Consider the following 14,904-nt stretch of genomic DNA (forward strand, 5'->3'; position numbering starts at 1 on the left):
AGCCAGCTACTCAGCGAGCGTGGGAGACGGGTTGTCGATGGCTGTGTATTCCCGATCCCGGCTGGATCCGTTTGCTTCGAGGAGATTGTATTGAGTCATCTTCGACAGATACGCACGAACGGTTCGCTTGGTACGCGGATCACTGACCTCCTCCGTATAGCGCTCGCGAATCTCGCTCGGGCCGAGCGGGCCGTGCTCGCGCACGATGTCGTAGACGACCCGCTGGTGCGGCGTGAGTGAATCGAGGCTTTTCTGCTTGATTTGGGCCCGAGCATCCTCGGCGGCGTCAAGGAGAATGTCGTCGGTGATGCGCTCGTGGTTCTCACGGTCGGCCTTGCCAGCGGCCGTTCGGAGAATGCCGATTGCAATGCGGGCGTTGGCGGCGGCCGCGTCAGCGACCCGGTAGAGCTGGTCGTCGGTGATGGCGTCCTCGTCGAGCCCCCACTTCGCCCGCGCACTCAGAATGTCGTACAGCTGCTCGTCGTGGTACTTGTCCATCCGGACGTGTTCGCTGGAGCGCAGGCGGCTCACGAGGCGGTCGTCGACACGGCTGAACAGCTCCTCTTCCTTGTTCGCGATGCAGATGATCGCGAACTGAGGGAGGCTGTGGAGGTCGTAGATGACGCTGGGGTCCTCGAGCTGATCGACCTCGTCAAGGATGATGACCGTTCGCGGGCCGTCGTGTTGCTGGAGGCGGTCGACGAGTTCATCGTGTGGTGTCGACTGCCGGTGGATGTCAATGGTCGCGCCGAGGTCGTCGAGGATCTGGTAGAGCGTACGGAACCGGGTGTAGTTGCGCCAGCAGTTGACGTAGATGGCCTCGACGTCGAGGACTTCTTCCCGAAGTCGTTCCGTGACGAATTTCGAGATGCACGTCTTCCCCGTCCCGCTGGGTCCGGTGACGATAGCTGTGTCGGCTGGTTCTCCTTCGTGATGGGCTCGAGGACGCTAGAGAGGTGGTTGACTTCGGCGTCGCGATGCTCAACTTCCCGAGGGACGAACCCGGCCCGGAGAACGCGAGCATCGCGGATCATCTGTTTCTGAAAGACTGATTTTCGGGCAAGTCATAAAAGCGTGACCGGGTCGTTTCCAGGAAGATGTTATATGGCTACTGAGAGCTGTTTTTCGACCGGACGCTGTCAGTTGATTCTTGTTCTCGGAAATCACCTACTTCCGGAAACACATCTGAAGGTTCGAATGCGGTATTTGACGTTCCGAGGCACCTGATAGAGAACCTTTCATTTACTCCAGCCACCAACAAACCAGCAGTGAAGCACCGGCAAAGGGTCGAACACTTCCGCACAGACCTGCTTAACTGGGCGGAGGACAACCTGCGGTCATTCCCTTGGCGGGACACGACCGACCCGTACGAGGTCCTGGTCGCAGAGATCCTTCTCCAGAAGACAGCTGCTGAGAAGGTGGCACCCATCTATATCGAACTTCTCGCAACCTATCCCTCACTAAACGATCTCGCGGAGGCGGACCGGGAGCGTCTGGGGGACATCATCTATTCGCTCGGATTCCAGAACCAGCGGAGTGACGCCCTGATCAAGATTGGCCAAGAACTTCGAGACTCCGGTGTACCCAGCGAGTTCCAGGACCTATTGGAGCTTCCATACGTCGGCCGGTACGCAGCGAACGCAACTCTGTGCTTCGCATATGACGAGCCTCAACCGATTGTCGACGCGAACGTGGTCCGAGTTTACAACCGAATCTTCGACAAAGATTTCGACTACCGTGATGAGGATACATGGTCATTCGCTGCCGCCGTCCTCCCAGCGGAGGATGCTCGCAGGTTCAATCTCGCGATTTTGGACTTCGCCGCCATGGTCTGCCATCCGAAGGTCCCAGACTGCGACAAGTGCTTCTTCACCGATTCCTGCCACTACTACCAGGCGAACAAGACCGGTTAGGAATCCACGTTCGCCGCTGGTTCCTTGACCTCCTCAAGCACAGCCCACTCCAGACCGGCAGCGAGGAACATGTACAGGTAGTCGTACCAGAACTCGAAATTCACGTCCTGCTCCGCATACTCCATCAGGTGCTCGTTGGCTGCTCCCTTGTAGAACGCGTCTGGGTAGGCGTCGTCCAACTCCTGCAGTTCGTTAAGGACGTCGCTGGTCGTGTGCTTCAACAGGTACGAATTGTGGGTCAGGTTGTGCACGACGTCGTCGATATCCTTCTCTGTTCGTCTGCCCGTTTCTGCGCCAGCCGATCGAACTCCCGGACCTTCTCCTCCATCGAATCGGCGGTCATAACCGGCTCCCATTCGTCGTTGTACATCGTTACTTCCGTCTTGCTTTGCCGGTAACATGAATGTTCGCAGCCCAGGGTCTATTCCACGGGTACGGGCCGCTGTGATTACCGGATTGATGCAAGACGGGCGTCAGACAGCGTCACCAAACGTTTTATTATAAATCTAGTTCACGTTTGCCACATGGATATTGCCGGCGTTGATTTGTTCTGCGGCGTCGGAGGGTTGACTCACGGGTTTGAGAGGGCTGGAATCCCTGTTGCTGCCGGAATTGACGTCGACCCCGACTGCCGGTATCCCTACGAGGAAAACAACGATGCAAAGTTCGTAGAGGCTGACGTCTCCGAGATGTCCAGCGAGGATGTTGCCGACCTGTTCCCGGACGGCAGCTTCAAAATCCTCGCAGGCTGCGCGCCCTGCCAGCCGTTTTCGAACTACAACAATGGCGTGGATAGCTCGGAGATGGATGACTGGGCGTTACTCACGGAATTCGGTCGCCTGGTACAGGATATCGAACCGGACATCGTGGCAATGGAGAACGTGCAGGAGATCCGCAATCACCGGGTGTACTCCGACTTCATAGACACCCTGTTCAAAGCCGGATACGACATCTCCATCAACAAGGTGGACTGCGAGAAATACGGCGTCCCCCAATCCCGGCGGCGGCTCCTGGTGCTTGCCTCCAAGCACAGCGACATCAGCCTGATTGATCCGACGCATACCGGGTACAACGGCCACGTCACCGTTGAGGAGACGATCGGGAACGGCAAGCTGAATCCGATAGAAGCAGGCGAGGCCGATGACGAAGATCCGCTGCACCGGACGCAGACCTTATCCGAAATCAACCTGGAACGAATCCGGCAATCTACGCCCGGCGGGACATGGCGGGACTGGGATGAGGAACTGATTCTGGACTGCCACAAGAAAGACAGCGGCAGTTCGTACGACAGCGTGTACGGCCGCATGGAATGGAAAGGCACCGCACCCACCATCACCACGCAGTTCTACGGCTACGGTAGCGGCCGTTTCGGCCACCCGGAGCAGGACCGCGCGATCTCCCTCCGCGAGGGAGCAATGCTGCAGACGTTTCCCAAAGACTATTCCTTCGTCGAGGAAGAAACAGACGAGATATCATTCAAGCAGATCGGGCGGTTCGTCGGCAACGCAGTACCCGTTCGGATTGCCGAAGTGGTCGGTGAAAGCATAAATCAACACCTCAACAATATCAATGTCACAGACAGAATCGAAACCCAAGACCGAGGAGGAAACGCCGTACGAGATGTCGCTCAGCCTCAACGTACTGAATCATCTGGGGCTGAACCTCTACAGTAACGTACCCGCCGTTCTCTCAGAGGCTGTTGCGAACGCATGGGACGCCGACGCCGAGAACGTTGACGTCTCGATCTATCCCGAGGAGGAACGCATCGAGATCGTTGACGACGGCCACGGCATGGACCTGTACGACGTGAACAATCGGTATCTCCGCGTCGGATACCGGCGGCGGGAGGACGAGGACCGGCCGAACCGAACACCGGAGCACAACCGGCCGGTTATGGGACGGAAGGGCATCGGGAAGCTCTCCCTGTTCTCCATCGCCGAGACCGTAGAGGTGTACACGACGAAGGACGGGGAGCAGCACGCCTTCCGGATGATTGTCGACGAGATCAAGGAGGCCATCGGGGAAGAAGAACCGGGGAACGATGCGATGCAGCCTCAGAGCTACGTGCCGACCCAGATCGATGACTTCCCCGACGACCACAATCAAGGGACCAAAATCGTTCTCAAGAACCTGAAGAAACGGGTTCACACAGCAGAAAGCGCCCTGCGGAAGCGTCTGGCCCGACGGTTCAGTATTCTCGGGTCGGAGTACGATTTCACCGTCCGGGTGAATGGCGAACCTATCGATATCACCGACCGCGACTACTTCCACAAAATCCAATTTCTCTGGACATTCGGTGATGACAGGTACGTCGACTACTGTCGCGACGCGAAGCTTGAGGAACACGAACACCGGTCCTCAACCACCGAGAGTGGGTACGAGGTGGAGGGTTGGATCGGGACGGTTGAGAAGCCGCGTGACCTCGTTGAGGATATCCCCGGCACTGGCTCGGAGACGGATGACCTGAACAAAATCTCGTTGATGGTCCGCGGGAAGATGGCGAAGGCCGATCTGATGGAGGATTTCAACGATAGCCGGATGGTCACGAAGTACCTCGTGGGCGAGATCCACGCCGACTTCCTGGACTACGACGACGAGGAGGACATCGCTACCTCGAACCGGGAGGACATGGTCAAGGACGATCCCCGGTACCAGGAACTGCTCGAATTCATCCGCGGCGAACTCAACCACATCGCGAACCGGTGGGGGCACCTCCGTAATGAGCAGGGTTCGGAAGAAGCGAGGCAGATCGGTGTAATCGATATGTGGTACGAAAGCCTGTCACCGGATAACCGGGAGCAGGCAAAGAAGCTGTTCGGGAAGATCAACCAGATGGCGGTCAACGACGAGAACGATCGGAAGGAACTGTTCAAGTACGGCGTCCTCGCGTTTGAGAACCTGAAGTACAAGCAGAACCTGGAGCAACTGGACTCCGCCTCGACCGAGGACGCCGGGAAGGTGGCCCGTATCTTGGAAGACCTGGAGGATATCGAATCCACCCGATTCCACCAGACCGTAACTCAGCGTCTTCGCGTGATCGAGAAACTGCAGCAGAAACTGGAGGACAACACCCTGGAGACAGTGCTGCAGGAACATATCGGCGAGCATCCGTGGCTATTGGATCCGTCGTGGGAACGTACCGCGGGCACCGATCTGATGGAGGACTGGGTTCGGATCGACTTCACCGAAGAAGAGGACGAGGCAGCCGGCCGGCTGGATTTGAAACACATCCGCACCGCCGGGAAGCACGTCATTATCGACCTCAAGCGGCCAGACTACAAGCCTACCCAGTCCGAGCTCGAGGAGCACGCCGAACAGTACCGGGATACGATCAGTTCACTGCTCAGCAGGAGCGGCCGGGCGGACGAACCGGTGGAGGTCGTGTTCGTCGTCGGTACCCAGCCGGTAGACGAGGAAACCGAGGAACCGGTCCGTCACCCGAACAAATCGCTGGACGTGGACAACGCTCGGGTTCAGCTGTACGAGAACTTGCTCAAATCGTCCCGCGAGGCCTACGAGGAGTACATTCAGAACCGGCCGGAGGCCGGCCGTGTGTCCCGGCTGCTTGACGAAATCGATGCAGGGGATACGCTGAACGACTGAAAAATCCCGAGTTTCACTCGGTGGCGTATCCGGGCCAGTCGGAATTGGTTTCGACCGTGAGCGAGCTCTCGCAGCACGGTGACTGGTACTCCTCGGGATTCTGCGTCCGGTCAGATGCCTTGTACAGCCCGTCGATCATCGCGCCACAATAGCTGCAATACAGCTGGTATCGATACGGGACGGGGTCTTCACCACGGATCGGTGCGTCCACCGATTCGGCGACGTCCTGGAACTCGGGACCGTGCGCGGTCACGCCGTCCTCGTACTCTTCGTTGATGACGACATGGACGAGTTCGTGGCGGATGATGCCTTTCACCCGGTCCCATCCCCAGGACCGGTAACCGGGATAGGAGAGGACGATGGTGTGCTCCGGCGGGTCATCCAGTAGCGTTTCGCAGTACGCGCCTGCACGGCAAAGCTGGGGTGAGACCTTCCAGTCCACCCGGGCCAGCTCAACGTCGGCAATCGGACTGTTCTGATACGTTTCCTGGACTTCACAGGCGTAGCGTTCGGCTGTTTCCGCCAGTTCGGTACGGCTCAAGTTGTCGGAATCGTCCAGTACGACAGATTTTGTTATACTCATTATAATCCCCTTTCTAGTCGGTTTTCACCGGGGAATGGACGCATTCTAGCTCAGATCGTCCTCGACTTCCGACAGGATGTCTTCGATGAGGGTGCGGATCTCGTCTTCGGACATCCCTTCGAGCTGGACCTTGCTCAGAGTTTCGCGGAACCGGAGCGTTGTCTGTTCGATGACGGTCGAACTGGCCTCCGCCTCCAGCAGCACCTCAGCGCACGCGACGGCCGCAGGCTTGTGCCGGGCGAACCACCGGTCGAAGATCTTGTTGGCCAGGGTCTGATTGGCGAGGACGTCCTCCGTAAGCGAGTAGTCCCGTTCCCCGTCACCGTCCATATCGTAGGTGAGTTCGGATATCCACCATAGCCGGTGCAGTGCGTTGGAGTAGATGTCCGTCCCGGCCTTGAGGAACTTTTCACGCATCGCTGTCTCGGTGGTGTACGGCCACCGGTACCGGACGAAATCGGGGAACTCGACGACGGTCAGGTAGTGCCAAACGCCGGGATCGCCTGCTTGCCGACGGGTGATGTCGACGAGTTGGTGGACGTTAGGACCGGCAGCGCTGTCGATCATCGGGTCGTGCTCGTCGAAGTTGTTCATCACGTAATCAAGCACTCGGCGGAGTTCTTCCAGATCGCCGGTTGCGTTGACGGGTTCGATGTACGGTGAAAGGTCGTCGACCGTCAGGTCCTCGTCTCCGCGCAGGAATTCCTCGCTGATGTGGACGTGGCCGGACTGGTCGAGGCGTTTGAGTTGCGTCATTTCAATCCCTCCTCGAGAAGGTTGATCAGTTGTTCTGGTGGTTCGGTCTTCTGTTGGACGGCGTCGTCGATGTGCTGCATCAGCGTCACCAGCTGATCCTCGTCGTTCACGTCCTCTCGCAGGTTCATCGCCGCCTCCTCTACGTCGGCGCCGTCGTACAGTTTGTCGTGGTACAGGTCGAGGACGTCGTCCTGCCAGTCGTACCGGGTTTCGCCGTCCTGGTTGATGTCGGTCGCTGTCCGGATGATCAGCTGCGGCCATACCGAGGCCTCTACTAGGTCGTAGATCGCGTCTCGCATCCGGGCGTCTGGCCCTGTCGACCCTCTGCTCTCCATCACGTTGATGATGGCGCTGTGGTCGCCGTTCAGGTAGAGCGTGGGTCGTTCGGCGTCGCTCATATCGAGGTAGTGCAGGTGGTCGCCGGACGGCAATTCGTTCATCTCGCTGAAGTTCTCGATGTGCGGCCGTAGCAGGCCATCCGGCAGGTCGGTGTCGTCGATCTCCAGCACCCACTCGTCGCCGCTGGCGAGACGAGCACCAATGTCGGTAGCGTACCGGCCGTCGACCTCACTCCGGTCGTCTGCCCGGACGAGATATGGCTGGAGTTCGACGCCTCCACGGATCATCGCGCGGTTCAGATCGAACTCGAAGGGGTACTCGTCGGGTGGGACAGAGTCCTCTTTGACGACCTCACGGTCGCGGAGGATGGTCTGCTGGCATCGGATAGCGACGAACAGGTTGCCGGGCGGGTCATCCTGCTCGTCGTCCGGGAAAACGTAGTTGACGAGGTCCTCGGAGACGTCGATGGTTCCCTTGACCGTCGCTTGGTCCCACTCGGTCAGGCTGGTAAGTTGGATCAAGCGGCTGCTCGACCGGATATCGACCTCGCGGTCGTTGTCCAGCGTGCAGTCCGTTACCGTGAACTCCAACCCGGTTTCGCGGTACGGGTGCGGGAGGGCGGTTGTGCGAAGTCGCTGGGTCCGGGTTTCTATCTCTTCCGTCGACATCAGTCGTCACCTCCAAGCTGAACCGTGCCTTCAACCTCGAGCCGTGTCTCGCCCTCGCGAGGATCGGTTTCCGAGTATCCCTCGAACCGGATGCCGTCAACGGTTTCGTCGGCCTCCAGGCTGCCCTTTCCGTCCGAGGTGCCATGTGTGACGGACAGGTCGTCGGGTTGGATCGAGACCACGGGGATGAAGTCCTCGGTCGGACCGTCCTCGGCCATCCGGCGAAGCGAGACAGTGGCCGACCAGCTACGGTGGTCGTCAACCGTCGGCTCCAGGTAGCCGGAGAACTCCCACCGGTCGGTATCGTTGTCGAACCCGACGGTCGTGTCTCCGTCGATGACGCGTCCCATTGTCGGTGAGTCGCTGCGGCGACTGCTGCCGTGGCCGATGGGGAACCGTTTCGCGAGCCGTTTCGGTCCTAGCTTGCCGCGGCTTCTGCTCTGCTGTACCAGTTTCCGGAGGCTTTCGGTGACGTCGTCGTGCAGGCCGTCCACCGTTGTAGGCCCACCGAGCATGTACCCGTCTTTCAGGTTCTCGGTTGATGTCCACTTATCGTGCTCCGGCGGTTCCGCTGCCCTGAGGAACTTCTCGATATCCTCGTCGGCTTCGGTAGGTTCGCCATTACCCCATGCACGGGCACGGCCGCAGACGAGAGCAGCGTAGAAGTCCCGGTCACCGAGTACAACCCGATCCCGGTCCCAGTACCGTACGACCATTCCAGCGCCGCGGAAGAACGCGACCTTGTTCACGAGTTCCTCGTCGTCGTCCGGGCCAGCCAATCGGACACTCAGGGATACCGAGCCATCCTCAGTGGGCCTGCCGTCGTACTCGTCCGGCATCTCCACCGGGACTTCCTTCTTTGCGACGTCACCGGGGTCGTCCAGGTCGTCGTCGGCATCGAACCGTTCGTCGACACATTTGACGAACGGGTGGACTGCGGGGACCTCGTCGATGTCGGCTTCGCGGACACCGTCAGGGGTTTCCACAGAGACCTCGAGATCGCCGAAGTGGATGGCCGGCCAGAAGTACTTGACCGAGGCTTCGATGATGTCGTCCGCGAGGTCGTCCACGCTCGGTTGTTCCTCGGCGGTCGGATCGCGGAATCCAACGACCGTAGCGCTGGTACCACTTGCGTCGGGCCGATCGATGTGGAGGGCCTCTGCCAGGTCCTCGGCCTCGCCGTTCCAGATGGACCGGGGAATTTCGTCGTCGTCGGAGTCGAAGTGGCCGAACCATCCGGGGCCTTGATAGATGGTATCTCCGTCTTCGGAGCGGTGAGTGGGCAGCCGGGTACGGCCGATCAGCCGCGGTGACTCGTACTCTTCCGGATCCTCGGCCAGTTGCGAGTTGAATATGACCGTGGAGACGCCGGAGAACGCCCAGAGGACAGCCTTACCCAGGCCGTAGCTGCCTCCCGAGGTGCCGTCGTCCGGCTTGCTGCTGAAGAGGACGTCGCGGACGAGCGCCCGGAAATTAGAACTCTCGTCGTCGTCTGAGCCGATGAGACCGGTAGTGTTCCGGTCTTCCACGGTCAGCAGCAGTAGGTCGTCTTCCTCCTCGATACGGTTCAAATACCGCCGATATCCGCCGCCCTTGTCCATATCAGCCACCGTTTCGAGGTGGCCGTGGAGTGTGTCCCAGTCGATGGCCTCCTTGAACTGATTCAGGTCGTCGCCGGAGAGAGGTGTAAGCCGGAAGGTGACCTCAACGGGACCGTCGTCTTCGGGTCCCTGGTCGTTCGCGTTCTGCAGGACCTCACGGGTGAAGATGCTTATCTCCTTGTCCAACGCGTATTTCGTTGGGTCTCCACCCGACCATTCGCCGCGGCGGTTGGCTCTGGAGAACCCCCATCCGTTCGTCATTCGAAGGTCACCTCGGTGTCGTTGAGCAGGGATTCTCCTGTCTCAGTAAGATTGTAGGCGATACCACGCTGGCCGACTCGTTCGCGGTTGATTAACCCTAGTTCGTACATTCTGCTAACCAGTCCGGACCGCATCGTATCCGCTTGTGACTGACTCCATTCTTCGTTCAGTTCCGAGACATGTTCGCTGAGCGAGGTAGGACGGTTATTTCCTTCGCTGATGGCCTCGGCCGTCGTCACCATCGCCTCGTATTCGGCAGGAAGGTTGTCCCGAGTGTGGTCTATGTAGAACTCTCTCTCGTCCGGTGACAGTGACTCGTCAGCGTCAGGCCCGTCATCCAGCAACGGGTTGTACAGCTCGGCGAATTCGAGTCCGGCCTCGGTAATCCCGATCCGGGACACGTCCTCGTCGCTGATATCGACAAAGAGCAGGTTCGGCGGTGCTCCGGTGAGCTTGTTATTCCGATCCGAGTATCCGATGAAGTGGGTCTCGAACCGGTCCTTGGACTTATCTGCGTCATCGCCGGTAGGCAGGCCTGACGCGATCTTTTCACCCCTGCCGCGCGACTTCTTCTGGTCGAACTCTTTGATCGTCAGCCCGTAATTGCGAGCGAGCTGCGCCGCGTCATCCTGGAAATGGTCCAGTTCGATCCATCGTAGGCCGTTCCCCGACGGGCTACTGTTCTCGTTCTGCTCCCGGACCATGTTCGCTAAGCGGCGGACTACGATCTTCGCAGGGAACACACGGTTGTACTGCCCCCATAGCGGCCCGTCTGCTAACCGGTCCTGGTCGGGAGGTGGCACGGTTGAGACAGCATCGTACTCTTGCCGGCCAAGACCGTCCGTAAGGAGGTCGTCCGGGTCTCCGTTTTCCTCCGGTTCCTCCGGTTCGGGCTCCGAATCGTCCAACTCCTTGATGGCTTCGTCAAGTGTCTTGAACTCGTCGTCCCCGTACTCCTCCAGTTCCAGCTGGTTTTCAATCGCCGTGTTCACAAACTCCTGGGCGTTTTCGTATCCGCCGTTCTCGACAGTGTCCTTGATCTGGCTGACGAGGGGGTCTGGAACGTCGATCACGAGTTTCACACGTACTTCCTCGGACCCCTCTTCTTAGCCGGGGTTCATAAGCGTATCGGGAGTACGTGGCCACTCTGGCACAAACTCCTCCTGAAGAATGTGGTGTCCGAGGGGAGATTTGTGGGAGTATGTAGAGAGGGGAAAAGTTGGAGGGATTGTGCTGCCGGCTATGGATTCTGTAGAAGACTAGTCTCATCAGCGGCCCGGAGGATGGCGGTGAAATCGTCACGGCTGATCTCGTAAATACTGTTCTGCGGGACGCCGCGAAGTCCATCACGGTCCCGTAAGAACGAAATCTTGTCCTTGATCTCTCGTACCTGCACAGGCGGATCGAACGCGACGTACGTGTCGATGTGTGCATTATAGCCGGTCAGATTCCCGCCGTCCTGACCGCCGGCGAGGTCATTGGTTTCTATGTCGCCGATGACGACGGCCCCGAATAGGACGTACTCACCCGGCCAGTAGTACACGAACCAGTCGTCTGCGGACAGTTTCCTGTGCCCGGGGACGTTGCTCCGATAGTTGTAGACCTCGCCTATCACGTCGCTATATCCCTGCGAATCCTTATGCTGGTTCAGCCCAAAATACGCCATCGGTCAGTCGTCGTCCTCGGATTCCTCCTTGTTCTCGGAATCTGCCTCGCCGTCCGCGAACGAGTCAAGCGTACGGTCCATCTGCGGATCACCGTCCACGTACTTGTATATGGATTCGTTGTCCTCTGCACGGCGTCTGCTCTCCATCCGTTCATCGTAATTGGAGTAGTCCGGTCGATCCACTGTTTCGCCGTTCGCGGCCTCGTACACTCTGAGCCAGTCACGGCAGATGTGGTGGATGTACGGCGCCGGGATGGAGTTCTTCGCCAGGTGCTCTTTGGGGTATCGGCGTTCGCGGTATCCTTTCACGGAACCCCACCAGCGGCGGGATCGCTCGGAGAAGAAATACGGTGAGGTCTCTACTTTGGTACCGCCGTGGCTGAACCGCTTTTGTCGTGGCGGCTGGGTTACGGGGAACGATGTCTCGAACGCCCGTTCATAGTCGATTGGGAGGCCGAACATCTTCCCGTCAAGGTAGACTGGGTCTTTCAACGGCGCGTTTGGTTTGTTCTCGATGACGTAGTGGTCACAGTACTGCTGGGCGATTTCACGGGCTTGCGGGATCTGATTTGGGTGGTCGTCGGGGTTGCCCGAGAGGCTCGTCAGTTCCGCCCATCGTTTGCAGATCGGGTGGAATACGCCGAGGTTGAACGTTACGTCGTCAGCAATCGGGACGTCGTAGGCATCTGCTTTGATCGGGATGCTCTCGTTGGTGTCCATTGCGTCGATACCGACACGAACGACATTTCCGTAGCAGGCCAAGGCTTCGCTTTCGACGCCGTAGTCGGCGAAGCAGTGGAGGATAAGCGGTTCCTCCCTGTCTTCTCCGTATTCAGGTGTCACGGAATCACCTCGCACAGATACTGTGGACTTCGGTTGTTTCTGGACGGGTGGAATATGTCTACCGTCGCTAAGAAGAGTATGTCGAAGGTTCGACGGGAAAGAGACGTTCACCACTCATCAATTCTTAGTCTGAGGGAATAAAGGTCGTTATGTGGACTGCCCTAGCTCGCATAATGACTGCTGCTCTTAGATGGTGTTGAAATACCCCCTCTTTGGCATCGCCAGCAATCGTCTGATTCCGAACAGGAGCTTTATCAGGGTCTGAAAGATAGTATGTTTTGAATTACCGATTGGCATGATTGGGTTGGAGCCGGTGGTCACCGGCCTGATTGCTAACGCGCTGTACGACGAGCTCACTGGGAGAGCCGAAGAGAACAAACGCAAAGTCGTCCGACGTCCAGAGGTTGTGGAAGATATCGGTTCAGCATATCTTCAGACCCTGAAGACGAACCTTGAGAGCACCATCGGGGAAGGTGCTGACGTAGATCTCCAGGCGGTACATCGAGAACTTGACGAGGACTACGACGACGTCTACGAACAGCTCGTGATGGCATCGAATGAGGAAAAAATCCGCGAAGCCCTTGTGGATGCCATTCTGAAGTCCGTCTCACCCGGAGGAAAGGAGTATCAGTTGGACCGCTCCGCTATTGAAGACGCCGTGGAATACTCGTTGGATACCGGTTTCCGAGCATTCGTCCAAAGCATTGATCAAGCAGGGCTGACAGAGGAGGTCGAGTTAGAACTTGATGTGGAGATTCTGAAGCGCGTAACTAAGATTTCACGAGGGGTTGAGGCGACAGAGCGGCGACACCAGAACGAACACTTCACCATTCAAGAAGAGCCTGACACGGTGACAGAGGCAGATAGCGCTACACTGATTGGAGTCCCAGAGCCGTCCGCCGAATTTGTCCAGCTTCCCTCATTGGTGGACGTAGAATATGAGACGAGTCGGATTGTTGTCGGGAAGAAAGGTGCGGGCAAGTCACGGACACTCGCGTATTTGATTAGCGAAGTCTGCGAGCGGGCCGCAGTGGACTATTTGGTAAACTTAGAGGACTCGTTCAGAGTTGACGACATTGAGGACATCTTAATCAAAGGGCTTGATGGCACCGTGTTATTGGTTTGTGACGACGTACATCGTCTTGAAGGACCGAGAAACATCCATCCATTTCGTCGACTTGTTAAGCGTCTCCAAACGGAGATGCAAAGCGATAGCCGTCTTATTGCCCTGTGTGGAGTACGTTCAAAGAGAGTTGACTCGTTACCTCACATAAAGCGGTTAAATGACGATCCAGTATGGGGTGAGTTCGAGAAAACTCGTCTCAAGTCGCTTGATCCAGAGTCTGTCAAAGCAATTCTACAATCTACTCTGGAGGCGTTGGATAGAGATTCCTCACCGTCCACTATTGAGGCTCTGACCCGGGCGGTACTGGCGATTGATCCGACTCCTTTGTACACTGTCACCATCGCTCAACAGTTCGGCTCCGGTAGTGTAGACGCGGAGACGGATTTTGAAGAACTCCTGCCAAAGGATATCAGCACAGCATGGAAAGACGACTATCAGGTCCTCTTTGAAGAGTCTCCAAAGATGGTAAGTCTTCTTCGAACCCTCAAAGTCTTCGACCGTCTCTATCTGCCAACTATCGAGGATCTTGTTAGAGAAGTCTTCCGGGGTGCATTCGACGCGTCCTTCATTGAATTCGAAAGAGCACTATCGATGTTGATCCAGAGACACTGGGTCGAATATCGTGAATTAGAATATTCCGATGGCATAAAAAAGCGACTCGTCACGCATCAAGCCCAATTAGAGAGTATTCCGAGGGTTCCGAAATCTGTGATTGTCAACCTGACCGACCATCTGCATGGGTGGGAACCGACCAGTCTTGATATAGAAGACGAGGGAATGGCTCGAATCCACACTCGTGCATTCAAGTACAGCCGTCTACACCCGGAAATCGACCACTCTGAGTTGGAGAAGCACGTTGAGGAAGCAATTAAACTGGCGCCCGATGATCCAGCTGTACAGACTTGTGCTGCTGTCTTCTATGCAGAAATCGGGCGAAGAGATCGTGCGTTAGAATGGGTCACAAAAGCGGCAGACGCGAAACCGGACCACCCAGTGTTAAATTATAACTGCGGAAATTTTCTAAACAAGATCTGCGAACCCAAGCGCGCAGAGCAGTATTTACAAAGAGCTGTTAATGAAGAACCAGAAAATCCAGTATTTTTACATTCACTTGGAGCAGCGCTTGTAGGAAGCGGCAGAGTTGAGGAAGGACTTGAACGCTTACAGCACGCACGGGATCAAGGATCGTTTACTTTTGGTGAGATTTTCTTCTCGATCGGCGATGCTCACAATATCCTCGGAAATTATGATCGGTCCGTGGAAAATTCATGTGAGTCTATCGATATCTTCGAAGAAACTCAACAGTGGATCAATTTGTCCAATGCGTATAGCCTCCTCGCGATTGCACACTTTAACCATGAAGCATACGAAGACTGCGTAGATGCCACTGAGAAGGGTTACGAATTGACGGAACGGATCCTTGATGGTGAACTCTCGGACACTCCTATTCGAAACGACGAGACACTAGATCCAGAACAGATACAACGAGAGCTCGTAATCCTGCAGTCCAGAGCGCTTGTCCAGATGTAGCAATTCGATTGTACC

The 14,904-nt window shown here is 57.2% G+C and carries 13 protein-coding genes and 1 pseudogene; 4 read left to right on the forward strand and 10 right to left on the reverse strand.

What is annotated here, in order from left to right:
* Positions 1-6: 6 nt before the first annotated feature.
* A pseudogene (locus tag K6T50_RS18285) lies at positions 7-1,034 on the reverse strand (Cdc6/Cdc18 family protein).
* A 234-nt stretch (positions 1,035-1,268) separates the two neighbouring features.
* On the opposite strand from K6T50_RS18285, the gene K6T50_RS18290 reads away from it, so the two are divergent.
* Positions 1,269-1,913 (forward strand): HhH-GPD family protein, encoded by a 645-nt coding sequence (locus tag K6T50_RS18290; protein ID WP_222609272.1) that lies wholly within the window; start codon positions 1,269-1,271, stop codon positions 1,911-1,913.
* On the opposite strand, the gene K6T50_RS18295 is transcribed toward K6T50_RS18290, so the two are convergent.
* Together K6T50_RS18295 and K6T50_RS19175 are read right to left on the reverse strand one after the other, a co-directional pair.
* Positions 1,910-2,164, reverse strand: coding sequence for a hypothetical protein (locus K6T50_RS18295; RefSeq protein WP_225935468.1), 255 nt, complete (start codon positions 2,162-2,164; stop codon positions 1,910-1,912). The two genes, K6T50_RS18290 and K6T50_RS18295, sit on opposite strands and share 4 nt — an antisense overlap.
* On the reverse strand, positions 2,152-2,283 hold the full coding sequence (locus K6T50_RS19175) for a hypothetical protein (RefSeq protein ID WP_275673116.1): 132 nt from the start codon (positions 2,281-2,283) through the stop codon (positions 2,152-2,154). Before K6T50_RS19175 ends, K6T50_RS18295 begins: the two co-directional genes overlap by 13 nt.
* Before the next feature lie 154 nt (positions 2,284-2,437).
* Between K6T50_RS19175 and K6T50_RS18300 the strand changes: the two genes are divergently transcribed.
* Entirely contained in the window at positions 2,438-3,586 is a 1,149-nt protein-coding gene (locus K6T50_RS18300; protein ID WP_222609273.1) for a DNA cytosine methyltransferase, read from the forward strand.
* Complete coding sequence (locus K6T50_RS18305) at positions 3,483-5,516, forward strand: BbrUII/HgiDII family restriction enzyme (protein WP_222609274.1); 2,034 nt, start codon at positions 3,483-3,485, stop codon at positions 5,514-5,516. The genes K6T50_RS18300 and K6T50_RS18305 overlap by 104 nt, the downstream gene beginning before the upstream one ends.
* Positions 5,517-5,529: 13 nt before the next feature.
* On the opposite strand, the gene K6T50_RS18310 is transcribed toward K6T50_RS18305, so the two are convergent.
* From K6T50_RS18310 to K6T50_RS18340, 7 genes are all read right to left on the reverse strand, one after another.
* Positions 5,530-6,057, reverse strand: a complete 528-nt coding sequence (locus K6T50_RS18310; protein ID WP_222609275.1) for a SprT-like domain-containing protein — start codon at positions 6,055-6,057, stop codon at positions 5,530-5,532.
* A gap of 87 nt (positions 6,058-6,144) precedes the next feature.
* Complete coding sequence (locus K6T50_RS18315) at positions 6,145-6,855, reverse strand: DUF6339 family protein (protein ID WP_225935469.1); 711 nt, start codon at positions 6,853-6,855, stop codon at positions 6,145-6,147.
* The gene (locus K6T50_RS18320) at positions 6,852-7,862 is read right to left on the reverse strand and encodes a hypothetical protein (protein ID WP_222609583.1); all 1,011 of its coding nucleotides are present in this window, start codon (positions 7,860-7,862) and stop codon (positions 6,852-6,854) included. The genes K6T50_RS18315 and K6T50_RS18320 overlap by 4 nt, the downstream gene beginning before the upstream one ends.
* A complete protein-coding gene (locus K6T50_RS18325) occupies positions 7,862-9,724 on the reverse strand; it encodes a hypothetical protein (protein ID WP_222609276.1) in 1,863 nt (620 codons plus the stop codon). The genes K6T50_RS18320 and K6T50_RS18325 overlap by 1 nt, the downstream gene beginning before the upstream one ends.
* Complete coding sequence (locus tag K6T50_RS18330) at positions 9,721-10,806, reverse strand: ribbon-helix-helix domain-containing protein (protein WP_222609277.1); 1,086 nt, start codon at positions 10,804-10,806, stop codon at positions 9,721-9,723. The genes K6T50_RS18325 and K6T50_RS18330 overlap by 4 nt, the downstream gene beginning before the upstream one ends.
* 158 nt (positions 10,807-10,964) lie before the next feature.
* Positions 10,965-11,339, reverse strand: coding sequence for a hypothetical protein (locus K6T50_RS18335; RefSeq protein ID WP_222609278.1), 375 nt, complete (start codon positions 11,337-11,339; stop codon positions 10,965-10,967).
* 54 nt (positions 11,340-11,393) lie between these two features.
* Positions 11,394-12,233, reverse strand: coding sequence for a hypothetical protein (locus K6T50_RS18340; RefSeq protein WP_222609279.1), 840 nt, complete (start codon positions 12,231-12,233; stop codon positions 11,394-11,396).
* A 295-nt stretch (positions 12,234-12,528) separates the two neighbouring features.
* On the opposite strand from K6T50_RS18340, the gene K6T50_RS18345 reads away from it, so the two are divergent.
* Complete coding sequence (locus K6T50_RS18345; protein WP_222609280.1) at positions 12,529-14,889, forward strand: tetratricopeptide repeat protein; 2,361 nt, start codon at positions 12,529-12,531, stop codon at positions 14,887-14,889.
* Positions 14,890-14,904: the final 15 nt, after the last annotated feature.

Origin of the sequence: Halobaculum magnesiiphilum, from assembly GCF_019823105.1 — an archaeon.
GTDB classification, from domain to species: Archaea; Halobacteriota; Halobacteria; order Halobacteriales; family Haloferacaceae; genus Halobaculum; species Halobaculum magnesiiphilum.

Coding starts and splice junctions, on each gene's coding strand:
- K6T50_RS19175 (WP_275673116.1), bottom strand. CDS start 2,283: ATGTACAACGACGAATGGGAGCCGGTTATGACCGCCGATTCGATGGAG.
- K6T50_RS18325 (WP_222609276.1), bottom strand. CDS start 9,724: ATGACGAACGGATGGGGGTTCTCCAGAGCCAACCGCCGCGGCGAATGG.
- K6T50_RS18305 (WP_222609274.1), top strand. CDS start 3,483: ATGTCACAGACAGAATCGAAACCCAAGACCGAGGAGGAAACGCCGTAC.
- K6T50_RS18315 (WP_225935469.1), bottom strand. CDS start 6,855: ATGACGCAACTCAAACGCCTCGACCAGTCCGGCCACGTCCACATCAGC.
- K6T50_RS18300 (WP_222609273.1), top strand. CDS start 2,438: ATGGATATTGCCGGCGTTGATTTGTTCTGCGGCGTCGGAGGGTTGACT.
- K6T50_RS18320 (WP_222609583.1), bottom strand. CDS start 7,862: ATGTCGACGGAAGAGATAGAAACCCGGACCCAGCGACTTCGCACAACC.
- K6T50_RS18345 (WP_222609280.1), top strand. CDS start 12,529: ATGATTGGGTTGGAGCCGGTGGTCACCGGCCTGATTGCTAACGCGCTG.